The following is a 22,822-nucleotide window of genomic DNA, read 5'->3' as shown; positions in this document are numbered from 1 at the left end:
TCAGTCCACCACCTCGAACCCCACGCCGACGGACGGACGCGGCGCCACACCGCCCGCCGGTGCGATGGGCTCGCCGACCTCCTCGGACGCGGCGAGGCGGAACCGCACGTACTCCAGCTCGCCGGAGAACTCGTGCCGGGCCGGGTAGCTCGGCGACACCGGCGAGTGGATGCTGCGCCCGACGTCCATGCCGGCGAACCCGTGGAAGAACGGCAGCAGGCGCGGGAACAGCGCCTCGCCCGCCGCCTCGCCGTCCACGTACAGCCGACCTACGCCCTGGCAGTCGGCGGTCTTCGTCAGTTCGAAGGTCAGCTCCACCGGGCCCAGCGGCAACTCGCCCTCGGACCCAAGCACGTAACGGGTACCGAGGTGGTTGTACTCGTACACCAGGTGGTTGTCCTTGATGTGCAGCACGTAGCCGCCGCTGACGTTGCCGAGCACCACGATCACGCCGCCCTGGGTGGCGGCGGTGCGGTGCACCCGCGCGGTGATGGCGTGCGAACGGTTCATCGTCGGCGGCACCGCCGCGCCGGAGATCGTCGGCACACCGGCCAGGTAGGTGAAGTCCAGCCGGTCCCGTACCGAGCCGGGGCGCGGCACCCGGGCCCGGATCGCGAATCCCCTGTCGTCAAGCGGCAGCACGTCGTAGCGGGCCGCCTCGATCCAGAACTCCTCGATGAGACGCCGCAGCACCTCCGGGTGTTCGGCGGCGAGGTCGCGGCTCTCGGTCGGATCCTCGTCGATCCGGTACAGCTCCCAGCGGTCCTCGTCCCAGGAGGTGCCCCGCTCGTGGAACGCGACTGCCTTCCAGCCCTGGTGGTAGATGCCGCGGTGGCCGAACATCTCGAAGTACTGGCGGTCCCGCGACGGCGGCGCCGCCGGGTCGCGCAGCCCGTCGCGGAAGCTGCGGCCGTGCAGCGGCATCTGCGGGATGCCCCGCCGCACCGCGGGCGGCCGCACCCCGACCAGGTCGAGCACCGTCGCGGTGACGTCGATGCTGTGCTGGAACTGCGTCCGCACCTCCCCGCCGGGTACGTCACCGGCCGGCCAGCTCAGCACGAACGGCACCCGGACCCCGCCCTCGTGGGTGTGCTGCTTGTAGCGGCGGAACGGGGTGTTGCTGACCTGCGCCCAGCCCAGCGGATAGTTGCTCTGCGCCCGCGGGCCGCCGATCTCGTCGATCCGGTCCAGGCTGTCCTGGAGGTTCTCCGGCACCCGGTTCTGGAACGCGGTGGGGTTGAGCGTGCCGAGCGGCGTGCCCTCGGGGCTCGCGCCGTTGTCCGACATGACCACGAAGATGGTGTCGTCCAACCGGCCGATCCGTTCCAGGAAGTCGACCAGGCGCCCGAGCTGGGCGTCGGTGTGGTCGACCATCGCCGCGTACGCCTCCTGCATGCGGGCGAACAGGCGCCGCTGCTCCGGCGGCACGTCGTTCCACGGGACGACGCCGGGGTTGTGCGGTGGCAGCGGCGCGTCCGGCGGGATGATGCCCAGCCCGATCTGCCGCCGGTGCCGGTCCGCGCGGACGACGTCCCAGCCGGCGTCGTAGCGGCCCCGGTACTTCGCCAGGTACTCCGGCGGGGCCTGGTGCGGCGCGTGCGCGGCGGCGTACGCCAGGTAGAGGAAGAACGGCTTCTCCGGGGTGAACGAGGTCTGGTCCCGGACGAACCCGATGGCCCGGTCCGTCAGGTCCTCGGTGAGGTGGTAGCCCTCCTCCGGGGTGGCCGGGGGGTCCACCTGGTGGTTGTCGTACACCAGCTCCGGATAGAAGTTGTCGGTCTCGGCCTCCAGGAAGCCGTAGTACCGCTCGAAGCCGCGTCCCAGCGGCCACTGGTCGTACGGGCCGGACGGCGTGGTCTGGTCCAGCGGCGCGACGTGCCACTTGCCGACCGCCATCGTGTTGAACCCGGCGTCGGCGAGCATCTCCGCGACGGTGGCGGCGGCGTGGGTGATCCGCCCCCGCCCGCTCGGGAAGCCGCTGTCGAAGTTGGACAGCATACGCATGCCGACGCTGTGGTGGTTGCGGCCGGTGAGCACGCTGGCCCGGGTCGGCGAGCACAGCGGCGAGGTGTGGAAGTTGGTGTACCGCAGCCCGGAGGCGGCCAGCCGGTCGATCGTCGGGGTGTCGATCTCGGCGCCGAAGCAGCCGAAGTCGGCGAACCCGACGTCGTCCAGCAGCACGTACACCACGTTCGGCGTACCCGCGGCGGCCGACGGCGGCGCGCTCCAGTGCTCCGTCGACTCGTCGTAGGTGCGTCCGATGGTCCCCTCGTAGGGAGGGTCCGCCAGAGGTCCGGTCACGGTACGCCTCAGCCGGCCGTCGTGCCGCCGTCGAGGACGAGCGTGTGGCCCGTGATCATGCGCGCCTCGTCGCCGGCGAGGAACACCACCGCGTCGGCGGAGTCGCGCGGCGTCGCCATGCGGCCCAGCGGGATCGACGCCCGGAAGTTCTCCCGCGCGCTGTCCGGCACGTCGCCCATCCCGCCGAGGAACGCCGAGAGCATCGGCGTCTCGGTCGCCGCCGGGGCGATCGCGTTGACCCGTACGCCGTGCGGCGCGAGTTCCAGCGCCAGCGCCTTCATCAGGCCGATGACGCCGTGCTTGGCGGCGGTGTACGGCGCGTACCGGGGGCGGGCGATGACGGCCTGGAGCGACGCGGTGAACACGATCGCGCCGCCACCGGCCTCGATCAGCGCGGGCGCGGCGGCCTGCGCGGTCCAGAACGCACCCTTGAGGTTCACGTCGACCACGCGGTCCAGCGTCGCCTCGTCCACCTCGTCCAGCGGGCCGGTGAACGGTGTACCGGCGTTTGCGTGCATGAGGTCGAGCCGGCCGAACCGCTCGACGGCGGTCTCGACGGCGGCGCGGCAGTCAGCGGCCCGGGTGACGTCGCAGGCCACGCCGACGACGGCGGACCCGAAGCCGGCGGCGGCCTCGGCGGCGCGGTCGCCGTCGAGGTCGGCGATGACCACTCGCGCGCCCTCCTCGACGAGCCGGCCGACGGTGGCCAGTCCGATGCCGCTGGCGCCTCCGGTGACGACGGCGACGCGGTCAACCAACCTCATGTGCTGCTCCTGTTGAATCGGTCCAGGAGGTCGCCGCTCAGGGTGGGCACCGCGGACAGCAGCCTCTGGGTGTAGGGGTGCTGAGGGTCGGAGTAGATCGATTCGGTGTCACCCGTCTCGACGATCCGGCCCTGGTTCATCACCGCGATCCGGTCGCAGAGGTACCGGACCACGGACAGGTCGTGGGAGACCAGGATCAGGGTCAGCTTGAACTGCTCGGCCAGGTCGGTGAGCAGGTTGAGGATCTGCGCGCGCACCGAGACGTCGAGCGCGCTGACCGGCTCGTCGCCGACGATGACCTTCGGCCCGGCGGCGAGGGCGCGGGCGATGGCGATGCGTTGCCGCTGGCCGCCGGAGAACTGGTGCGGGTAGCGGGTCACCGCCTCCTCGGGCAGACCCACCGAGTGCATCAGCTCGGCGACGCGGGCCCGGTGGTCGCCGGGCAGGCGCAGCGCGCGCATCGGCTCCGCGATGATGTCCGCGACACGCATGCGCGGGTTCAGCGACGACATCGGGTCCTGGAGCACCATCTGCACGTCGCGGCGCAGGAATCCGAGCCGCCGCTCCGGCACGCCGCTGATCCGCTGGCCGTTGTAGAACGCGGTGCCGGAGGTCGGCTGGTCGAGGGCCATGAGGATGCGCGACAGCGTGGACTTGCCGGAGCCGCTCTCCCCCACGATGCCGAACGCCTCGCCCTCGTGGACCTGCACGCTCACGCCGTCGAGCGCGCGGATCGGCCGGCCCGGCGTACGCAGCGACCGCCGCGGGGCGCGGTACTCGCGCACCACGTCGACGGCTTCCAGCAACGGGGTGGTGGTCATGCGCTGGCCTTCCCGCTTCCTAGGGGCTGGTCGCTCTCGATCGGGTGGTGGCAGGCCGCCCGCTGGGTGCTGCCGGGCGGCGCCGTCAGCAGCGGCACCGTGCCGCAGACGTCGTCGGCGCGCGGGCAGCGGTTGCGGTACACGCAGCCGGTGGGGAACGACCCGAGCGACGGGACGCGGCCCGGAATGGTGGACAGCCGGCCGCTCCCGTCGGTGCTCTCCAGCACCGTCGACGCCCGCAGGCCCGCCGTGTACGGGTGCCGGGGCGAGTCGAACACCGTCGCCACGTCGCCGTGCTCGACGATCGAGCCGCCGTACATGACGAGCAGTTCCTCGCAGATGCTGGCGACGACGGGCAGGTCGTGCGTGATGAGCAGCAGCGACGCGCCCTCCTCGCGCACCAGCGTGTCCATCAGCCGCAGCATCTCCGCCTGCACCGTGACGTCCAGTGCGGTGGTGGGCTCGTCCGCGACCAGCACGGCCGGGTCGCACGCCAGCGCGATGGCGAGCACGACGCGCTGCCGCTGACCGCCGGAGAGCTGGTGCGGGTACTTGCGCGCGGTCCGGTCGGGCTCGGGCAGCTGGACCCGTTCGAGCAGTTCGACGGCCCGGGCCGAGGCCGCCGCGCGGCTCATCCCCTTGTGCAGCCGCAGCGACTCGGCGACCTGGTTGCCGACCCGCATCAGCGGGTTGAGCGCTGTCATCGGCTCCTGGAACACCATGGCGATGTCGTTGCCGCGGACCGCGCACATCTCCTTGTCGGAGAGGTCGAGCAGGTTCCGGCCGTTCAGCAGCACCCGGCCGGACGCGGTCACGCCGTGGGGCAGCAGGCCCATCAGCGCGAGCGCGGTCAGGGACTTGCCGCAGCCGGACTCGCCGATGAGCCCCATCCGGCGGCCCCGCCCGATCTCGAACGAGACGCCCTTGACGGCCTGGATGTCGTGGACCTTGACGACGAGGTCCTCCACCACGAGCCCGCTCACGCCGCTCACCGTCCTCTCAGCCGCGGGTCGAGGGCGTCGCGCAGCCCGTCGCCCATGAGGTTGAAGCCGAGCACCGACAGGGCGATGGCCAGACCGGGCCAGACGGCGAGCATCGGCTGCACGACGAAGTAGTTCTGGGCCTCCTGGAGCATCCGGCCCCAGGTGGGGGTCGGTGGCGGGGTGCCGTACCCGAGGTAGGACAGCGCCGCCTCGGCGAGCACCGCGTGCGCGAACGACACCGACGCCTGCACGATGAGCAGGGCCGCGATGTTCGGCAGCACGTACCGGACCATGAGCACCACGCCCCGGCGGCCGTAGCTGCGCGCGGCCAGCACGAAGTCGCTCTGCAGCACCTGCATCGCGCCGGCCCGGGTGAGGCGGCCGAACACCGGGACGTTGGCGACGCCGATCGCGATCATGCCGGTGAGCGTGGAGGCGCCGAAGCCGGCGGCCAGGATGATCGCCAGCAGGATGGCCGGGAAGGCGAACACGATGTCCAGCGCCCGCATCACCGGCTCGCTGAGCCAGCGGTGCCCGGTGGCGGCGAGCAGACCCAGGGGTACGCCGACGGCGGCGGCGATCGCGACGGCGACCACACCGACGAACAGTGTGGTCCGCGCGCCGACGAGGAGCTGGCTGACGATGTCCCGGCCGAAGTGGTCGGTGCCGAGCCAGTGGTCCCCGCCCGGGGACAGCAGCGTCTGCGACGGGTCGACCCGGGTGGGGTCGTACGGCGTCCAGAGGAACGACACGAGCGCGGTGAGGACGACGAGGCCCACCAGGCCGGCGCCGATCACCAGCGTGAGGTTCCAGCGGCGGCGCGGCTTGACCGGGCCGGCCGCGACGACGTCGGCGGTGGCGTCCGGTGGGGCGTCGGCGACCGATGTCATGCCTTGCTCCTCAGCCTGGGGTCGACCGCGTGGTACACCACGTCGACGACGAAGTTGATCAGAAGCACCGCGGCGGTCAGCACCATCACGGTGCCCTGCACCTTCAGCAGGTCGCGGTTGCCCACGTCCTGCAGCAGCATCCGGCCGAGGCCGGGCAGGCCGAAGACGTTCTCGATCACGACGGTGCCGATGAGCAGCGTCGCGAGTTGCAGGCCGAGGACGGTGATGACCGGGATGGCCGCGTTGCGCAGCGCGTGCCGGGTCAGCGCCTGCGAGCGGCTCAGGCCCTTGGCCCGCGCGGTCTGGATGAAGTCCTCCTGCATGACCTCGACCACCGCGGACCGGACGTAGCGCATCAGGATCGCGCCCTGGGCCACGCCGAGGACGAGCGCCGGCATCAGCAGGGCCTGCACGGCGCTGCCGATGTCGTCCCATCCGGTGAACCCACCGGCGGGCAGCCACTGCAACTTCACCGCGAACACGGTGATGAGCAGGATGCCCAGCCAGAACGACGGAACGGCGATGCCGACCTGGCTCAGCGCCGACAGCGCCGTCCCGATCGCGGTGCGGCTCTTCACCGCGGCGAGGATGCCCAGCGGTACGGCGATGAGCAGCGCCAGCGTCATCCCGGCCAGGATCAGTGGCACCGTCACGCCGAGCTTGTCGGCGATCTCCGAGCCGACCGACACCCCGCTGAGCGGCGAGATGCCGAAGTCACCGCGGATCAGGCCGCCGGCCCATTCGAGGTACCGCTCGGTGAACGGCCGGTTCGTCCCGAACTGCTCCCGCAGCGCCTCCAGCGCCTCCGGGGTCGCGTTCACGCCGAGCATCGCCTGCGCCTGGTCGCCCGGCAGCAGCGCCAGCATCGTGAAGACGAGGATGGACGCGGCGAACAGCGATACCGCGAGGATGGCCAGCCGCCGGACGAAGTAGATCACCATGCGTGTGTGCTCCCACTCCGAGTCATGGCCTGATCATCACCATCTTGGTCACGGTCAGCTCCTCCATGGCGAAGCGCGGTCCCTCCCGGCCGATGCCGGAGTCCTTGACGCCGCCGTACGGCATGTTGTCGGCGCGGAAGCCGGGCACCTCGTTGACGAGCACGCCGCCGACGTCGAGACGGCGTACGACATCGAGGGCCACCGCCAGATCACGGGTGAAGACGGCGGCCTGGAGCCCGTACCGCGACCTGTTGACGAGCTCGACCGCCGCGTCCATGTCCGGCACCGACCGGACGCAGACCACCGGCCCGAAGATCTCCTCCGACCAGCACTCGGCGTCCTCGGGGACGTCGACGAGCACCGTCGGCTGCAGCACCCGGCCCTGCGCCGTACCGCCGGCCAGGCAACGCGCCCCGGCAGCGACCGCGCGGTCCACCCACGAGTGGACCCGCTCGGTGGACGCCTCGTCCACCAGGGCGGACACGCGGGTGCCGGCGGACCGGGGGTCGCCGGTGGTGACCGAGGCCAGCAGCGGCCGGAGGCGGTCCAGCAGCGCCTCGCGGACCGGCTCCTCGACGATCACCCGCTGCACGCTGATGCACGCCTGGCCGGAGGCGTAGAACCCGCCGCGTACCACCGCTTCGGCGGCCCGGTCGAGGTCGGCGTCGCGGCCGACGACGAGCGCCGCGTTGGACCCGAGTTCGAGCAGCACCTTGCGCGGGGCCGCGGCGCGGGCGATCTGGTGGCCGACGTGCGCCGACCCGGTGAACGACACGGCCGCGACACCGGGATGCGTGGTCAGGAGCTTGCCGACCTCGACGCCGCCGGTGACGAGCTGAACCCCGGCGGCCGGGCAGCCCGCCGCGCGGAACAGGTCGACCAGCACCAGCGTGGCAAGCGGCGTGTTCGGCGCCGGCTTGACGATCACCGGGCAGCCGGCCGCGACCGACGGCGCGACCTTGTGCGCGGCCAGGAGCAGCGGGTAGTTGAACCCGGTGATGCCGACGACGACACCGACCGGGCGGCGCACCCAGAAACCGAGCATGCCCTCGCCGGCCGGCTGCATGTCCAGTGCCACCGTCTCGCCGGTCAGGTGCCCGACCTCCTCGGCGGCCGTCTCCAGCGTGACGAGCGTGCGGGCGACCTCGACCCGGCAGTCCACCAGCGGCTTGCCGGTCTCCAGGACCAGCAGCTCGGCCAGCGAGTCCGCGCGGGCGCGCACCTCGGCGGCGACTGTCGTCAGGATCGCGCGCCGCCGGTGGCCGGGCAGCCCGGCCATCTCCGCGGCGACCCCCTGCGCTGCCTCGACCGCGGCCTCCGCGTCACCGGGGTCGCCCCACGGCGCCTGGGTGACGGTGCTGCCGTCGTACGGGAAGCGGACCGGCGCGGTCTGCGCGGTGCCGGTCCAGCCCGCGCCGATCGGCAGGCCGGCGGGCAGCGCGGTCAGCAGCTCCTGCGCGGTCACGACGCCGCACCCGTCCGGGCGCCGGTGGCACCGGTGAGGAAGGCAAGCGCCGCCTCGGCGTAGACCTTCGTCTTGCGGACGATGTCGTCGACCTCGACGTACTCGTCGGGCTGGTGGGCGATCCACTTCGGGCCCGGGCCGTACACCACGTTCGGGATGCCGCTGTCGCGCCACAGGATGGTGCCGTCGGTCGCGCCGGGCACGCCGCCGAAGACGGGCTCGGCGCCGGTGACGGCGCGGTGCGCGTCGGCCACGGCGAGCGAGATCGGGTGGTCCTCCGGGGTGACCGCGCACGGCCGGTCGTCGACGACCTCGACGGCGAAGGTGACGCCGTGCCGGGCGCCGATGGCCTCGGCGTCGGCGCGCACGCGCGCGGCGAGCGCGGCGTGGTCGACACCGGGTACGGTCCGGCAGTCCACGCCGAGGACGGCACGGCCGGGGATGACGTTGAGCTGGTCGGCGGAGCCGGCGTCCAGGACCGTGGGGGTCAGGTACGTCAGGCCGAGGTGCTCGTGCTCACCCGGGGCGGCCTGCAGCTCCTTCTGGTAACGGCCGAGCGCGGCGACCAGCTCGGCCACCGCCGGTACGGGATTGCGGCCGTGCTGCGGCATCGCGCCGTGCGCCATCTTGCCGGTGCAGGTGACCAGCAGCCGGACGGCGCCCTTGGCGACCGCGCAGATCTCCTCCGCCTCCGGCTCACAGATGATCGCGGCGTCCACCTCGCGGGCCAGCGCGGTGGTGGTGAAGTGCTTCGCCCCGAGCATCTGGCCCTCCTCGTCCACCAGGGCCGCCACCACGATCCGGCCCGGGAACGGCCCGGCCAGCTCGACGGCCCGGGTCGCGTGGATCATCGCGGCGACACCGGCCTTCATGTCGGCGGAGCCGCGACCGTACAGCCGCCCGTCGACGATGTCGCCGCCGAACGGGTCGACCGTCCACTCCTCGGGAGCACCCTCGGTGACGACGTCGGTGTGCCCCTCGAACATCAGCGTCGGGCCGGGCAGGCCGCCGTCCACCACGGCGACGACGTTGGGACGCCCGGGGACGACATCGGTGACCTCCGGTCGCCACCCGAAACCCCGCATGACCTCCGCGACGAGGTCCGCCACGGGCTGCTCGCTGCGCCCGCGCCCCGCGTCCCAGGTCGAGGGGATGCGGACCAGGTCCTGGGTCAGCGTCACGACGGCTTGCGCGTCCACGAGATGGCCGGCGCGGAGGGAGGCGTGGGTGTCCGACGTCATGGCGTCGGAGGTTACGAACTCCGCCCCCGGAGGGGAACGTCCAGTTTCCGGGTCGGTGGGGGTACCAGCCCTGGCCGGACCTGGACTTCTACCGCCTCGACGACCCGCCGCACGCCCTCGTCGATGCGGTCCAGCGGCATCACCTGGTACCCCAGGCGCAGGTGGTGACGCGGCGCCGGCCGGGTGGCCCAGTACGGCGCGCCCGGGTCCAGCAGGACACCCTGCCGGCGCAGCTCGCGGGCGAGTTCGCCGGCGTCCAGCCCCGGCGGGCCGGTGATCCACCGGGCCAGCCCGCCGCGCGGCACCGGCTGCGGCCCCCAGCGCACGTGCCGCTCGACCGCCCGCACCATCTCCTCGTACAGCCCCAGGTAGTGGGCGCGGACGCGGCGCACGTGACGGGCCAGGTCGCGGCTGGCGATCATCTGGGCGAGGGCACGCTGCATCGGGCCGGGCGGGTGACGCAGCACGTAGCGGGAGCGGGCCCGCATGGCGTCCACGAGCGCCGGGGACGCCACCACGTAACCGAGCCGCAGGCCCGGTGCCAGCAGCTTGCTGAAGCTGCCGAGGTAGACGACGCGGTCCTCGTCGTCGAGCGCCCGCACCGCCACCGCGGGCATCCCCCGGAACGTCATCTCCGGGTCGTAGTCGTCCTCGATCACGACCGCGTCCGCCGCCCCGGCCCGCCGGAGCAGCTCCTCGCGGCGGGACGCCGACATGGTCGCGCCGGTCGGGTACTGGTGGCTCGGCGTGACGTACACGAGCTGGGCGCCGTGCAGGTCGGCCGGCAGGTCCTCCACGACGAGGCCGTCCTCATCGACCGCGCCGGGCACCACGTCGGCGCCGGCCATCTGCATGATCGTCCGGGCGTCGGGGTAGCCGGGGTCCTCGACGAGCACCACGCTGCCCGGCCGGACGAGGACGCTCGCCAGCAGGTGCAGCGCGTGCGTCGAACCCAGCGTGATCATCACCTGGTCCGGGTGGGCGGAGATGCCGCGCGCGGGCAGCACGTGCTCGCAGAGCTGACGCACCAGCTCCGGATCGTCGGCCTGGCCGGCGTCCCCGATGACCCGGGACAGCCCGTCCTGCCGCAGCGCCTCACGCTGCGCCCGTTCCCACGCGCCGATCGGGAACATGGTCGGGTCGGGCTGGCCGACCACGAACGGGAACGGCGCCCGCGCCCAGGCCGGATCCCGGTGCACCGGAGTGGGCGGCGGTTCCGGCAGCCGCGCCGCCCAGTCGATCGGCTGCATCGGCGAGCGGGCGGTCCGCCGCGCGGCCCGCATCCGCACCACCGCGTCGGAGGAGACGTAGAGACCGCGCCGCGGGACGGTCACGATCAGACCCTGCTCCATGAGCCTGTCGTACGCGGTCAGCACCGTGTTCCGGGAGACGCCGAGCGCCTCGGCCAGGCGGCGCGTGCTGGGCAGCGGGCCGTCGTCGTACTGCCCGGCGAGGATGGCGTCCTCGAGCCCGGTGATGATCTGCTCGTAGAGCGGAACCGTGCTCTGCGGGTTGACCGGCAGCAGGAAATCCGCCACCTCGACCTCCCACTCCCGCGGGGGTCTCGCCTCGTCCCGTCGTCGTACGCCCTGCACACGCCCTATGCGTCCCGCTGGTACTAGCCTAGCCGGAGACCTGGACCTGTTGCGGAGGGCCCGTTCCCGCCACGCTTGGCCGGGCGATGGCAGGTGACGGTCTCCTGCACGCGGACAGGGGTGGACTCATGAGCGCCCAGCGAATCGCGCTGGTGCCCGGCGACGGCATCGGACCGGAGGTCACCGCGCAGGCGGTCAAGGCGTGCGACGCCGCCGCCCGACGGTTCGGGATCGACCTGGTCTGGGAGGACTACGAACTCGGCGCGGACTACTGGCGGATCACCGGCCAGGTCGTGCCGCCGGACGTGGAACAGGAACTGGCGAAGGCGGACGCCATTCTCTTCGGCGCCGTCGGCGACCCGTCGGTGCCGCCCGGCGTGCTGGAACGCGGCCTGGTCATCCACCTGCGGACCGCGTTCGACCAGTACGTGAACCTGCGGCCGGTCAAGCTGCTGCCAGGTGTGCCCACGCCCATCGGCGGGCTGCGCCCGGAGCAGTGCGACCTGGTGATCCTGCGGGAGAACACCGAGGGCGCGTACGTCGGCGCGGGCGGCTTCATCCACCGCGGCGGGCCGGACGAGATCGCCACCCAGGAGTCGGTGAACACCCGCAAGGGCGTCGAGCGCCTCATCCGGCACGGTTTCCGGCTGGCCCTGGGCCGCCGCAAGCACGTGACGCTGGTGCACAAGGCGAACATCCTCACCTACGCCGGCGACCTGTGGCAGCGGACCTTCGAGGAGGTCTCGGCGGAGTACCCGGACATCGCTGTTGACTACGTCCACGTCGACGCGATGTGCCTCTACCTGGTGACGCAGCCGGAGCGGTTCGACGTGGTGGTCACCGACAACCTGTTCGGCGACATCATCACCGACCTGGGCGCCGCCGTGCAGGGCGGTCTCGGCCTGGCCGCCAGCGGCAACCTCAACCCGACCGGGTCGGCGCCGAGCATGTTCGAGCCGGTGCACGGTTCCGCGCCGGACATCGCCGGCCGCGGCTGGGCCAACCCCGCCGGCTCGATCCTCAGCGCCGCGCTGATGCTGGAGCACCTGGGCCACCCGGAGGCGGCCCGCAGCCTGGAGGACGGCGTGAAGGCGGTGCTGCCGCGCCTGGGCGCCATGCGCGGGCCGGAGATGGGCATGTCGACCGAGGACTTCGGCGACGCGGTCGCCGCCGTCATCGGCGAGGGCGCGTACCAGGCGGACGCCCTGCCGGCGTGACACGGATGTGAGCACCGAACCGGTCGATCCGGGCGACGGCGGGGGCACTCCCCCGCCGTCGCCGTGTTGCGCGCCGAGACGCCCGCCCGCCGCCGGCTCCGGCGCCGCGGCGGGCGCGAGCGCCGTCCGCGCCCCATTCGGGGGTACGGACGACCTGATCGCGCTGCCCGGCGGCACCTTCCTCATGGGCACCGACGACCCGGAGGGCTTCCCGGACGACCTGGAGGGGCCGGTCCGCCCGGTGACGGTGGGCCCGTTCGCGATCGGCGCGACGCCGGTGACGAACCAGCAGTTCGCCCGCTTCGCCGACGCCACCGGCTACCGCACCGATGCGGAACGGTACGGCTGGTCGTTCGTCTTCCACCTGCTCCTGGTGCCGTCCGCGCACCCGTACGTGCTCGACGCGTCGGTGCCGCAGGCGCCGTGGTGGCTGGCCGTCGAGGGGGCGTCCTGGGCCGCCCCGGACGGGCCCGGGTCGGACGTACGCGGGCGCGAGCAGCACCCGGTCGTGCACGTCTCGCACCGGGACGCCGAGGCGTACTGCCGCTGGTCCGGCACCCGGCTGGCGACCGAGGCCGAGTGGGAGTACGCGGCGCGCGGCGGCCTGTCCCAGGCCCGCTACGCCTGGGGCGACGAGCTGACCCCGGACGGGCGGCACCGCTGCAACATCTGGCAGGGCGTCTTCCCCGCTGTCAACACCGCTGAGGACGGGTTCGCGGGCACCTCTCCGGTGACCGCGTTTCCGCCGAACGGCTACGGCCTGTACGACGTCGCGGGCAACGTTTGGGAACTCACGGCCGAACCCTGGCGCGACCACCGCGGCCGCATCTCACCAGGTGAGAGCGTCATCAGGGGTGGTTCGTACCTGTGCCACGACTCCTACTGCAACCGATACCGCGTGGCAGCACGGAGCCGGACCACCGTCGACTCCTCGACCGGCAACACCGGTTTCCGGGTGGCCCGGTAGCCGGACGCTGATTGGTACCTGCCGACCCCGCTGAACTGGCCCTTTTGCATCGGGTACCACGCTCATAGTGTCCCGCCTCACAGGCTACGAGCGCCCTTGGCGTTCTTCGCGATGGGACACACGAATGAATCGGCTGAAGATAACGCTGCCCGCCGTGCTGCTCGCCACGGCGCTGGCTCTGACCGCGTGCAGTAGCGATGGTGACTCGGAGACCACCACCGGCGGTGGTTCCGGCAACGGTACGGTCACCCTCGGCGCCTACCTCGAGCCGGTGAGCCTCGACCTGACCGCCGAGGCCGGCGCGGCGATCCCGCAGGTCCTGCTCTACAACGTGTACGAGGGCCTGGTGCGCCAGAACGCCGGCACCGGCGAGGTGGAGCCGCTGCTGGCCAGCGAGTGGAAGGTGTCCGACGACGGCACCAAGTACTCGTTCAAGCTGCGCGACGGCGTGACCTTCCACGACGGCCAGAAGCTCACCGCGCAGGACGTGGTGTGGAGCTTCAAGCGGGTCACCGCCGAGGGCTCGACGAACCCGTTCAAGTCGCAGATGACAGTCGTGAAGACCGTCGAGGCGCCGGACGCCTCCACCGTGGACGTGACGCTGTCCCGGCCCAGCCAGAGCTGGCTGTTCGACATCGCCGGCCGGGTCGGCGTGGTGCTCAAGGAGAACGCCACCGACCTGGGCACGAAGCCGAACGGCACCGGCCCGTTCAAGTTCGACAAGTGGAACCGCGGCGACAGCATCACGCTGGTGCGCAACGACGGCTACTGGGGTGAGAAGGCCAAGGTCGGCACCGCCGTCTTCCGGTACATCACCGACGCCAACGCGCTGAACAACGCGACGCTCTCCGGGCAGCTCGACATCGTGGCGAACATCCAGGCGCCGCAGCTCCTCGAGGTGTTCAAGGGCAACAAGCAGTTCGAGGTGGTCGAGGGCAAGACGACCGGTGAGGTCGTCCTGGCGATGAACAACGCCAAGGGCCCGCTGGCCGACGCCCGGGTGCGCCAGGCCATCCGCCACGCGATCGACCACGACGCGCTCATCAAGACCGTCTGGTCCGGCTACGGCACGAAGATCGGCAGCATGGTGCCGCCGAGCGACCCGTGGTACGAGGACCGCACCGGCGACTTCCCGCACGACCCCGCCAAGGCCAAGCAGTTGCTCGCCGAGGCCGGTCACGCGGGTGGGCTCACCCTGACCATGGACGTCCCGCCGCCCGGCTACGCCCGCGCCTCCGCACAGTTCGTCGCCTCGCAGCTCGCCGAGGTCGGCATCAAGGTGACCCAGAACAACGTCGAGATGCCGCAGTGGCTCGACAAGGTGCTCGGCAAGGCCAACTACGACCTGTCGATCATCGCCCACGTCGAGCCGCGTGACCTGGTCCGCTACGGCCAGCCGGACTACTACTACCGCTACAAGAACCCGGCTGTCACGCAGCTCATGAACGAGGCCGACACGGCTCTGGACGCGGCGACCCGGGACAAGAAGTTCGCCGAGGCCGCGAAGGTCATCTCGCAGGAGGCCGCCAGCGACTGGCTGTTCCTGCTGCCGAACCTCGCGGTGATCCGCGACGGCGTCGAGGGCTACCCGAAGGACGCGGTGACCCAGTCCTTCGACGTCACCAAGGTCTCCAAGAAGTAACTCGGTTCCACGCGCAGAAGGACCTGGTGGGCTCCGCCCACCAGGTCCTTCTGCCATCCCCCCGCTCCTGCTCCCCGTCCCCCTCCCCGCGATCTTGCACTTGCGGCCCCTGGCGCGGGGGATTTGACCCCGTTCGACGGGGCACCAAGTGCAAGATCGCGGGGGGCGGGGGGCCGAGGACGCCCGAGGAGCCGCGGTCGGTGCGCAGTGGACTGACGCGGTCGAGGTGCTGCCCGCGTGTAGCCCGGCGCGTCCGGGACCGCGGGGCGTCGACACAACGCACTGCCGAGCGAGGACTATGCCGCGCTGGACGTGTTCCGCCCGGCCGACGAGCACGTCTAGCCCTACGGTGCGGCCTCTGCGTTGGAGCGCGATGCACCGGGCTGCCGAGGGACGGCGCAATCCCGCTCGCACTCCACACGCCAGGAGCTGACGTGCTGCGAAATGGGTCGGCGTAGAACGCCCCGCGCCCCGTCGATCTTGGACTTGTGGCGCCTGGGATGCCCCGTATGCGAGCTGTGCGAGGTGCCACAACTCCAAGATCGGCGGGCTAGACCGAGCGCGGACGCGCCACCGGCCGGCGGGCGGGAACGACGTGAGGCGGGCTCCGTCCGGGTGGACGGAACCCGCCTCGATCGTCACGCGCCTACGGTGCCGGCGCGAGGTGAGACAGCGTGCGTGTCAGCTGAGCCGGGTGGAGGGCGTCCGGCGGCGTCCCCGCAGGTGCATCCCCAGCAGGCCGACGCCGAGGATGGCGGCGGCCAGCAGGCCCGTGGTCACACCCGTGGAGAGCGTGGGGCCACCGGTGTTACCGGAGGCGAGAACCATGCCGTTCTGCGACTCCTGAGCGGCGTCGTTCGTGGTGTTGCCCGCCGGAGCGGCCTTGGGCTTGGGCTTGTCCTTGCCGTTGTCGGCACCGGCCGGCGCGGGGACCGGGGTCTGGGCCAGCGCCTGGGTCGCCTGGGCGAAGGTCTGCGGGGTCACGTCCGGGGCGTTGCCCTGCGTACGCCACTGCTTGAGCTGCTTCATGCCCTTGCAGGCCGAGGGGTAGCGGTCACAGTAGCTGGTGGTGTTGCCGATGCTCTCGGACGACAGGACCGCCTTGGCGATGGCACGGGCGAGCGTGCTGGCGCCGGCGTTGAAGATGGCGTTGAGCTGGCGGCTGTCGGCCGGGTCGTTGATCTGGAGCGCCTCGCCCTTGCCGGTGGACACCGCGAACACGGTGTCACCGTCGCCGAGCGTGTGGATCGGGCTGATCGCCCGGGCCATGCCGTCGTGCGCGTTGCCGGACATGCGCTGCGCGGCGGCCTTCTCCAGCGGGGCGTTGGTGGCGACCACGGCGATCGTGGTGTTCGCCGGCTGCTCGGCGGCGGCGGCCGGCGGGGTCGGCGGGTTGCACTCCTTCTTCTTGGGAGCCTTGTACCCGGCGAACTCGTTGCCGATGCCGTACTTGACGCCGTACAGGGTGCAGTCGGCCGGGTCGACCGGGGAGCCGGCCGGGTTGACGATCACCATCGCGCCGACGTAGATGCCGTCGCCGAGGTGGACGCTCGCGGTGCCGACGCCGCCGCGCATGCCGCCGCCACGGGCACCGGTGCCACCGCCGACGCCGCCCTGGCGAACGGGACCGTCCGAGGTGGCCTGTGCCGCGAGGTAACCCCACTCGGCGGAGGTGCGGGCCTTCGGGTCACCGCCCCGGCCGAGGTCGAAGATGTCCGCGGCCGGCACGATCGGGGCGACACCGCCGGCGCCGACGCGTACGCCCTCGCCGCGGTCCTCCAGCCAGCGAATGATGCCGTTGGTCGCCGACAGCCCGTACATGCTGCTGCCGCCGAGCTGGATCGCGTTGACGCCCGGGTTGGAGTTGAGCGGGCTGAGCAGGTCGGTCTCCTTGGTGGCGGGGGCGCCACCACGCTGGTCCACACTCGCCACGGACATCTGCGGCATGTAGACGACCGAGGTGCCGGTCAGGTACGGAGCGGTGTCGGACTGGACCTGGCCGACCTGGATGCCGGGGACGTCGGTGATGGCGTTGTGGGCGCCCGGGGCACCGGCGGCGGGGTTGGCCGACGCGGGCGACCCGACGAGCACGAGTCCCGGACAGACCAGGGCTGCCGCGGCGAACGCGGCGAATCTGGACGACTTCATGCAGCTTCTCCCATGTGAAGCGGTGCGACCTCCGCCCCGATCCGGGGCGGTCGATGCATTGGGCAACTGGTGGTCCCCCGTGGTACACGACGAGATGTGGGGGAGGCTACTGGTCAGACCAGTTGAAGGGAAGAGCCAGCTCAGCTGATGGCCGACTCGGATAATCCGAGGTCAGGCCACATCAGGCGGATTCAGAGCAATACGTCCACCATCGAGCGGCGCGCCTCCGGCACGTACTCGGCGTAGTAGTGGTGCAGCTCCTGACGGGTCAGCCGGGCCACCTCGTCGGCCTCGCCCGCCCGCATCGCGTCGATGACGCGCCGGTGATGCGCGAGCGTGCGCTCCATCAGGGCTTCCGGGTCCGGAGCCTGGGCGAGCTTGGTCGAGATCAGGTCCAGCACCATGCTCCGGACCGCGTCGAGGCAGAGCACCAGAAGTTCGTTCCCGGACAGCCGGGCGACGTGCTCGTGGAAGCGGAGGTCCGCCGCGCTGAACGCCTCGTATCCCTCGGCGACCGCGTCGCGCATGCCCGTCAGCGCCTGCTCCAGCTCGTCCAACTCGGACGGTGACGCCAGCCGGGCGGCGACCGACCCCGCCGCCGACTCGATGATCATGCGGAACTGGAGCAGCTCCGCCACGCCGAGCCGCCGGCTGTCCACGACCCGGGCGAACAGCTTGCGCATCGCCGAGGCGGTCGAGGCGATCACCTGCGGCCCGAGCGGGTCACCGGGGCGCGAGCGGACCAGGCCGCTGCTCTCCAGCACGCGCAGCGCCTCACGCACCGTGGACCTGCTGACGTCGAACTGCGTGGTCAGCTCGCGCTCGCTCGGCAGCCGGTCCCCCGGCCGCAGATCCCCCGCGGCGATCCGTTCCTCGACCTGCCGGACGATCCCCTCGTACGCCCTCACGGTGCGCACTGGAGCGAACGAGACACCCTTCGGCATGGCGAACCTCCCGACGCACGGCGGCCTCGCGCCGCTGGGACCAACGGTACGGTGCATCGACCCGCGCGGTGGTCAACCCCCGCCCGCCACGACGAGTGCGCAGGCCGCGCGGCGGGTCACCGAAGGAGGCGGCGGGCGCACGGGCCGTCGTGGTCGGCCCGCAGCAGGCAGCGCCGGCCGTCGCCCATCCGCAGATCGCAGAAGACCCGATGGCGTACGCCCTGCTCGTCCTCGGCCGAGACGGTGGTCTCGCCCGGGTCGGCCTGGGCGAGCACGCCCGACCAGCGGGCGACGACCCGGGCCAGGCGTACGGCGCCGGCCAGATCACCGGCGACGACCGGCAGGTGGATGACGAACCGCTCGCGGGAACTCATCGACGGTACGCTCCCACGTTCATCCGCCTCTGCGCCTGCTCGGACTGCCAGCGTCGCAGCGCGTCCCGGACCCGCGCGGTCTCCTCCCGGCTGACGCCGAGCGCCCGGTAGACGTCGGCCAGGTCGAGCGCCACCCGGTCGAGGAACTCGTGCACCTCGGCCGGGTCGAGCCCGCGCCGGCCCAGCCGCGTCGTCCGGAACCGCCGTTCCCCGCACCTGCCAGGGGCGCAACGGCGTGTAGTTGGCCGCCCGGTAGCAGCCCGGCTGAGTGGTACCGCGACCCGGCTCGCGCGCGCCGACCGGGCCACCGGAGGTTCCACCGCACGAACGCCTGCCTCTCGTGGTCGAAGGGACTGGAAGGGCGGGACCACCCGCCCGCCGCGCGCGGGCGGACCCGCCCGCCCCGCCACCGCAGCGTCGATTCGCGGTACGGCACCGGGGCAGTCGAGATTGAGCACTCGAAGGAGTCATGTCCGCCGGTTACCGCACGAACACGCTCCGACCATAGCAAGAATCCAACATGGCTACAATCCATCATCGCCATAAAGCCTTGATGGATCAGATCTACCGGGGCACAAGGCTTACGTCATGACCATCGATCCGCGCTCGCACACGCCGGTCTACGTCCAGCTCGCCGACCTGATCCGAGAGCAGATCGAATCGGGCGCGCTGCCGCCCGGGGCGAGCGTCGGCAGCGAGTCACGGCTCAGCCAGGAGCACCAGATCGGCCGGGACGCGGTCCGGATGGCGATTTCGCTGCTGCGATCGGAAGGGCTCGTCACCACCAGCCGTCCGCTCGGCACGCGGGTCCGGGAGACGCCGCAGCGCAGGCAGGTGGAGCTGGCCGCGGGCGCGAGAGTCGTCGCGCGGATGCCTACCGGCGCCGAGCGCCGGAACATGCTGCTGGACGAGGGCGTACCGGTGCTCGAGATCCACGGCCCGGAGGGCGACGTGGAGTTGCTGCCTGGCGACGAGGTGGAGCTGACCCGCCCGGTACACGACTGAGCCGGGCGGCGCGCGTCAGGCGGTGGGCGTACCCATCGCCACGTCGTCGACCTTGATGTTGATCTCGGCGGCCCGCAGCCCGTACGCCTCGATCGCGGACGCCACCGCGGCCCGGACCTCACCCGTCACCTGCGGCACCGGGTACCCGGCGTCGATCACGAGGACGAGGTTGACCACTGCCGACCCGTCGGTGACGTGCGCCGAGCAGCCGCGCCGCGCGTCCCCGACCTGCTCCAGCCCGACCCGGTCCAGCACGGCGTTGAAGAAGCGGGCGATGTCGCCGCCCAGCTCGGCCACCCCGGGCACCGACTTCGCGGCGGCCACCGCGATCTTCTCGACCACCTCGTCCGAGACCGAAGTGCTCCCGCCCGCCACGGTCTCAGGCATCGCCGGCAGCTCCTGAGTAGCGTCGTGCTCCACGCGCCCACCCTCCTTCGTCCGAGGGAGCGTACATCGACCGTCGATCATGGAGTTACGGCCCCGGCAGAAGCCGCGAAGCAGGCGCAACCGGGGCCGTAACCGCAAGATCGCGGGGTTTGTGGGAGCGCCTTCCGTCACGCGAGATCGGCGTTCCGTCAGGTGGGAGCGGTGAAGATCTTGGTACGAAAGGGCCCCTATGGGGGCCGTTTCCTACCAAGATCTCGGCGGGGGCGGGGGCGGGGGCGGGGGCGGGTCAGGAGCCTAGCTGGGAGAGCAGCTCGTCCGCCGCGGCGTACGGATCGATCGCGCCCTCGGCCACCTTCGCGGCGAGCGTCGGGAGCTGCGTACCGTCGCGCAGTGAGCCGATCCGGGCGCGCAGCACACCCAGCGCGATGGCCTCGATCTCGGCGGCGGCCCGCGCCTCCCGGCGGCGGCGCAGCTCGCCGTGGCGCTCCAGCCAGTCGCGGTGCTTGTCGATCGCGGCGGCGATGTCGTCGATGCCCTCGGCACGGGCGGCGATCGAGCGCACCACCTGCGGGCGCCACTCCCCCGGCCCGCGCTCGCCCAGCGCGATCATGCCCTGGATGTCGCGGACTGTGGCGTCCGCGCCGTCCCGGTCGGCCTTGTTGACCACGAAGACGTCGGCGATCTCCAGGATGCCGGCCTTGACCGCCTGGATCGCGTCGCCCATGCCCGGCGCGAGCAGCACGAGCGTGGTGTCGGCCAGCGAGGCCACCTCCACCTCGGCCTGCCCGACGCCGACGGTCTCGACCAGCACCACGTCGCAGCCGGCACCCTCCAGCACCCGCACCGCCTGCGGCGTCGCCGCCGAGAGCCCGCCCAGGTGGCCCCGGCTGGACATCGAGCGGATGTAGACGCCCGGGTCGGTCGCGTGGTCCTGCATCCGGACCCGGTCACCGAGGATCGCGCCGCCGGTGAACGGGCTGGACGGGTCGATCGCCAGCACGCCGACCCGGTGCCCGCGCGCCCGCAGTGCCCGGACCAGCTCGTTCGTGGTGGTCGACTTGCCCACGCCGGGCGAGCCGGTCAGGCCGACCACCTGGGCGTGCCCGGCGTACGGCGCGAGCGCCGCCGCCACCTGCGGCAGCACCTCGTCGCCGGACTCGACCAGGGTGATCAGGCGGGCCACCGCGCGGGGGTCACCCGCGCGGGCCCGCTCCACCAGCATGGGTACGTCCCGGCTGCGGCGCACCGGCCCGGTGGCCGCCGCCGGGGCGTTCTGTGCATCGTTCACAGGTATCAGCAATCAGCTCTCGGCGCCGTTCGGCACGTGGATGATCAGCGCGTCGCCCTGCCCGCCACCGCCGCAGAGCGCCGCCGCGCCGGTGCCGCCGCCGCGCCGCTTCAGCTCCATCGCGAGCGTGAGTACGAGGCGGGCGCCGGACATGCCGATCGGGTGGCCGAGCGCGATCGCGCCGCCGTTGACGTTGACCTTGTCGGGGCTGATGCCGAGGTCACGGGTGGACTGGATGCCCACCGCCGCGAACGCCTCGTTGATCTCGATGAGGTCGAGGTCCTCGATGCTCAGGCCGCCCTTCTTCAGGGCGTGGTTGATCGCGTTCGAGGGCTGCGAGTGCAGGGAGTTGTCCGGGCCGGCCACGTTGCCGTGGGCGCCGATCTCGGCCAGCCAGGTCAGGCCCAGCTCCTTGGCCTTGGCCTTGCTCATCACGACCACGGCGGCCGCGCCGTCGGAGATCGGCGAGGAGCTGCCGGCGGTGATGGTGCCGTCCTTGGTGAAGGCGGGACGCAGCTTGCCGAGCGACTCGGCGGTGGTGTCCGGGCGGATGCCCTCGTCCTCGCTGATCACCAGCGGGTCGCCCTTGCGCTGCGGGATGACCACCGGGGTGATCTCGTCGCCGAAGTGGCCGTTCTTCTGCGCGGAGGCGGCGCGCTGGTGGCTGGCCGCGGAGAACGCGTCCTGCTCCTCGCGGGTGATGCCGTGCTTCGCGCCGTGCCGCTCGGTGGACTCGCCCATCGAGCAGCAGTCCCAGGCGTCGGTGAGGCCGTCGAGGGCCATGTGGTCCTTGACCGTCACGTCGCCGTACTTGTAGCCGGAGCGCTGCCCGAGCAGCAGGTGCGGGGCGTTGGTCATGGACTCCATGCCGCCGGCCACCACGACGTCGAACTCACCGGCCCGGATGAGCTGGTCGGCGAGCGCGATCGCGTCCAGCCCGGAGAGGCAGACCTTGTTGATGGTCAGCGCCGGGGTGGACATCGGGATGCCGGCCTCGACGGCCGCCTGCCGGGCCGGGATCTGCCCGGCGCCGGCCTGGAGCACCTGGCCCATGATCACGTACTGGACCTGCTCGGGCGCGACGCCGGCGCGCTCCAGGGCCGCCTTGATCGCGATGCCACCGAGCTTGGTCGCGGGGAGGTCCTTGAGGTTGCCCAGCAGGCGCCCCATGGGGGTCCGCGCGCCGCTGACGATCACCGAAGCCATTGCCTGCCTCCGAGGGGGTGCCGACCTGTACGCCTTAACGATTGTTCGGTCAGACTAGCGTCATGGCTGAGAACTCCCCCGTCGAGCCCGCTGCCGAGTTTGTCACAGACATCGGCCTGCGCCGCATCGACCACGTCGGGATCGCCGTGGCCGACCTGGACGCCGCGATCGACTTCTACCAGCGCACGTTCGGGATGCGCTGCGTGCACACCGAGACGAACACCGAGCAGGGCGTACGCGAGGCGATGCTCGCGGTCGGGCCGGACGCCTCCGGCGGCATGGTGCAGCTGCTCGCGCCGCTCTCGCCGGACACCACGATCGGCAAGTTCCTGGACAAGCGCGGTCCCGGCATCCAGCAGGTGGCGTACACGGTGGCGGACATCGACGTGGCCTGCGCGGCGCTGCGTGAGCGCGGCGTCCGGCTGCTCTACGACGCTCCCCGGCGCGGCACGTCGGACTCCCGGGTCAACTTCGTGCACCCCAAGGACGCCGGCGGCGTGCTGATCGAGCTGGTCCAGCCCGCCTGAGATGCAAGGAAGGGCCCCTTCTTAACAGACGTCTGTTAAGAAGGGGCCCTTCCTAACACGTGGGAACACGCGCGGCAGTGCGCACTTGCACGTTCCCACGGACACCTCCACGCATC

General features: G+C 72.0%; 20 protein-coding genes and 1 pseudogene. 5 read left to right on the top strand and 16 right to left on the bottom strand.

All coding sequences use genetic code 11. The annotated features are described in order from the left end of the window. The 9 genes from ACPCK6_RS18615 to pdxR are packed head-to-tail and all read right to left on the bottom strand — an operon-like array spanning window position 1 to window position 10,944. Entirely contained in the window at window positions 1-2,301 is a 2,301-nt protein-coding gene (locus ACPCK6_RS18615; RefSeq protein WP_423481727.1) for an arylsulfatase, read from the bottom strand. Window positions 2,302-2,309: 8 nt separating this feature from the next. Further along, complete coding sequence (locus ACPCK6_RS18610; RefSeq protein WP_318333015.1) at window positions 2,310-3,065, bottom strand: SDR family NAD(P)-dependent oxidoreductase; 756 nt, start codon at window positions 3,063-3,065, stop codon at window positions 2,310-2,312. Continuing rightward, a complete protein-coding gene (locus ACPCK6_RS18605; RefSeq protein ID WP_396881260.1) occupies window positions 3,062-3,886 on the bottom strand; it encodes an ATP-binding cassette domain-containing protein in 825 nt (274 codons plus the stop codon). Before ACPCK6_RS18605 ends, ACPCK6_RS18610 begins: the two co-directional genes overlap by 4 nt. Beyond that, window positions 3,883-4,869, bottom strand: a complete 987-nt coding sequence (locus ACPCK6_RS18600; protein WP_252450490.1) for an ABC transporter ATP-binding protein — start codon at window positions 4,867-4,869, stop codon at window positions 3,883-3,885. Before ACPCK6_RS18600 ends, ACPCK6_RS18605 begins: the two co-directional genes overlap by 4 nt. Before the next feature lie 5 nt (window positions 4,870-4,874). Beyond that, the gene (locus tag ACPCK6_RS18595; protein WP_013288207.1) at window positions 4,875-5,759 is read right to left on the bottom strand and encodes an ABC transporter permease; all 885 of its coding nucleotides are present in this window, start codon (window positions 5,757-5,759) and stop codon (window positions 4,875-4,877) included. Further along, on the bottom strand, window positions 5,756-6,700 hold the full coding sequence (locus ACPCK6_RS18590; RefSeq protein ID WP_423481726.1) for an ABC transporter permease: 945 nt from the start codon (window positions 6,698-6,700) through the stop codon (window positions 5,756-5,758). The genes ACPCK6_RS18595 and ACPCK6_RS18590 overlap by 4 nt, the downstream gene beginning before the upstream one ends. A gap of 22 nt (window positions 6,701-6,722) precedes the next feature. Then, entirely contained in the window at window positions 6,723-8,165 is a 1,443-nt protein-coding gene (locus tag ACPCK6_RS18585) for an aldehyde dehydrogenase family protein (RefSeq protein WP_423481725.1), read from the bottom strand. Continuing rightward, a complete protein-coding gene (locus ACPCK6_RS18580) occupies window positions 8,162-9,406 on the bottom strand; it encodes a M20 family metallopeptidase (RefSeq protein WP_396881257.1) in 1,245 nt (414 codons plus the stop codon). The genes ACPCK6_RS18585 and ACPCK6_RS18580 overlap by 4 nt, the downstream gene beginning before the upstream one ends. An 11-nt stretch (window positions 9,407-9,417) precedes the next feature. Further along, a complete protein-coding gene (gene pdxR, locus ACPCK6_RS18575) occupies window positions 9,418-10,944 on the bottom strand; it encodes a MocR-like pyridoxine biosynthesis transcription factor PdxR (RefSeq protein ID WP_396881256.1) in 1,527 nt (508 codons plus the stop codon). Window positions 10,945-11,129: 185 nt separating this feature from the next. Between pdxR and ACPCK6_RS18570 the strand changes: the two genes are divergently transcribed. From ACPCK6_RS18570 to ACPCK6_RS18560, 3 genes are all read left to right on the top strand, one after another. Continuing rightward, a complete protein-coding gene (locus ACPCK6_RS18570) occupies window positions 11,130-12,218 on the top strand; it encodes a 3-isopropylmalate dehydrogenase (protein ID WP_013475383.1) in 1,089 nt (362 codons plus the stop codon). A 7-nt stretch (window positions 12,219-12,225) separates the two neighbouring features. Further along, window positions 12,226-13,185 carry a formylglycine-generating enzyme family protein gene (locus ACPCK6_RS18565; RefSeq protein ID WP_396881254.1) on the top strand — a complete coding sequence of 320 codons (960 nt, stop codon included), beginning with the start codon at window positions 12,226-12,228 and terminating at the stop codon, window positions 13,183-13,185. A 124-nt stretch (window positions 13,186-13,309) separates the two neighbouring features. Beyond that, window positions 13,310-14,827 carry an ABC transporter substrate-binding protein gene (locus ACPCK6_RS18560; protein ID WP_423481724.1) on the top strand — a complete coding sequence of 506 codons (1,518 nt, stop codon included), beginning with the start codon at window positions 13,310-13,312 and terminating at the stop codon, window positions 14,825-14,827. Between the two features lie 681 nt (window positions 14,828-15,508). Here ACPCK6_RS18560 and ACPCK6_RS18555 read toward each other — a convergent pair. From ACPCK6_RS18555 to ACPCK6_RS18540, 4 genes and pseudogenes are all read right to left on the bottom strand, one after another. Next, window positions 15,509-16,975 (bottom strand): P1 family peptidase, encoded by a 1,467-nt coding sequence (locus tag ACPCK6_RS18555; RefSeq protein WP_423481723.1) that lies wholly within the window; start codon window positions 16,973-16,975, stop codon window positions 15,509-15,511. Between the two features lie 191 nt (window positions 16,976-17,166). After that, a complete protein-coding gene (locus ACPCK6_RS18550; RefSeq protein ID WP_423481722.1) occupies window positions 17,167-17,883 on the bottom strand; it encodes a FadR/GntR family transcriptional regulator in 717 nt (238 codons plus the stop codon). 152 nt (window positions 17,884-18,035) lie between these two features. Then, window positions 18,036-18,293, bottom strand: a complete 258-nt coding sequence (locus tag ACPCK6_RS18545; RefSeq protein WP_194800618.1) for a hypothetical protein — start codon at window positions 18,291-18,293, stop codon at window positions 18,036-18,038. Then, window positions 18,290-18,557, bottom strand: a pseudogene (locus ACPCK6_RS18540) (DivIVA domain-containing protein); the annotation flags it as partial. The gene ACPCK6_RS18545 and the pseudogene ACPCK6_RS18540, both read right to left, overlap by 4 nt. A gap of 324 nt (window positions 18,558-18,881) precedes the next feature. Between ACPCK6_RS18540 and ACPCK6_RS18535 the strand changes: the two are divergent. After that, entirely contained in the window at window positions 18,882-19,298 is a 417-nt protein-coding gene (locus ACPCK6_RS18535; RefSeq protein WP_423481721.1) for a GntR family transcriptional regulator, read from the top strand. A gap of 15 nt (window positions 19,299-19,313) precedes the next feature. Here ACPCK6_RS18535 and ACPCK6_RS18530 read toward each other — a convergent pair whose 3' ends face one another. From ACPCK6_RS18530 to ACPCK6_RS18520, 3 genes are all read right to left on the bottom strand, one after another. Further along, entirely contained in the window at window positions 19,314-19,718 is a 405-nt protein-coding gene (locus ACPCK6_RS18530) for an Asp23/Gls24 family envelope stress response protein (RefSeq protein ID WP_194800617.1), read from the bottom strand. A 253-nt stretch (window positions 19,719-19,971) separates the two neighbouring features. Beyond that, a complete protein-coding gene (gene meaB / locus ACPCK6_RS18525) occupies window positions 19,972-20,973 on the bottom strand; it encodes a methylmalonyl Co-A mutase-associated GTPase MeaB (RefSeq protein WP_194800616.1) in 1,002 nt (333 codons plus the stop codon). Window positions 20,974-20,985: 12 nt separating this feature from the next. Continuing rightward, the gene (locus ACPCK6_RS18520) at window positions 20,986-22,179 is read right to left on the bottom strand and encodes an acetyl-CoA C-acetyltransferase (RefSeq protein WP_423481720.1); all 1,194 of its coding nucleotides are present in this window, start codon (window positions 22,177-22,179) and stop codon (window positions 20,986-20,988) included. Between the two features lie 62 nt (window positions 22,180-22,241). Here ACPCK6_RS18520 and mce point away from each other — a divergent pair, with 62 nt between their 5' ends. Then, window positions 22,242-22,706, top strand: a complete 465-nt coding sequence (mce, locus tag ACPCK6_RS18515) for a methylmalonyl-CoA epimerase (protein ID WP_423481719.1) — start codon at window positions 22,242-22,244, stop codon at window positions 22,704-22,706. Window positions 22,707-22,822: the final 116 nt, after the last annotated feature.

Source organism: Micromonospora sp. AB353, from assembly GCF_049538395.1.
GTDB lineage: Bacteria > Actinomycetota > Actinomycetes > Mycobacteriales > Micromonosporaceae > Micromonospora > Micromonospora aurantiaca.
Note: the sequence above shows the minus strand (reverse complement) of the source record. Positions and strands in the feature narration are given on the sequence as shown.

Excerpts from the sequence above, each read along its gene's own strand:
- ACPCK6_RS18570 (WP_013475383.1), top strand. The coding sequence starts at position 11,130 with ATGAGCGCCCAGCGAATCGCGCTGGTGCCCGGCGACGGCATCGGACCG.
- ACPCK6_RS18555 (WP_423481723.1), bottom strand. The coding sequence starts at position 16,975 with ATGAAGTCGTCCAGATTCGCCGCGTTCGCCGCGGCAGCCCTGGTCTGT.
- ACPCK6_RS18595 (WP_013288207.1), bottom strand. The coding sequence starts at position 5,759 with ATGACATCGGTCGCCGACGCCCCACCGGACGCCACCGCCGACGTCGTC.
- ACPCK6_RS18520 (WP_423481720.1), bottom strand. The coding sequence starts at position 22,179 with ATGGCTTCGGTGATCGTCAGCGGCGCGCGGACCCCCATGGGGCGCCTG.
- ACPCK6_RS18580 (WP_396881257.1), bottom strand. The coding sequence starts at position 9,406 with ATGACGTCGGACACCCACGCCTCCCTCCGCGCCGGCCATCTCGTGGAC.
- ACPCK6_RS18605 (WP_396881260.1), bottom strand. The coding sequence starts at position 3,886 with ATGACCACCACCCCGTTGCTGGAAGCCGTCGACGTGGTGCGCGAGTAC.
- ACPCK6_RS18560 (WP_423481724.1), top strand. The coding sequence starts at position 13,310 with ATGAATCGGCTGAAGATAACGCTGCCCGCCGTGCTGCTCGCCACGGCG.
- ACPCK6_RS18545 (WP_194800618.1), bottom strand. The coding sequence starts at position 18,293 with ATGAGTTCCCGCGAGCGGTTCGTCATCCACCTGCCGGTCGTCGCCGGT.
- ACPCK6_RS18535 (WP_423481721.1), top strand. The coding sequence starts at position 18,882 with ATGACCATCGATCCGCGCTCGCACACGCCGGTCTACGTCCAGCTCGCC.
- ACPCK6_RS18610 (WP_318333015.1), bottom strand. The coding sequence starts at position 3,065 with ATGAGGTTGGTTGACCGCGTCGCCGTCGTCACCGGAGGCGCCAGCGGC.
- ACPCK6_RS18590 (WP_423481726.1), bottom strand. The coding sequence starts at position 6,700 with ATGGTGATCTACTTCGTCCGGCGGCTGGCCATCCTCGCGGTATCGCTG.
- mce (WP_423481719.1), top strand. The coding sequence starts at position 22,242 with ATGGCTGAGAACTCCCCCGTCGAGCCCGCTGCCGAGTTTGTCACAGAC.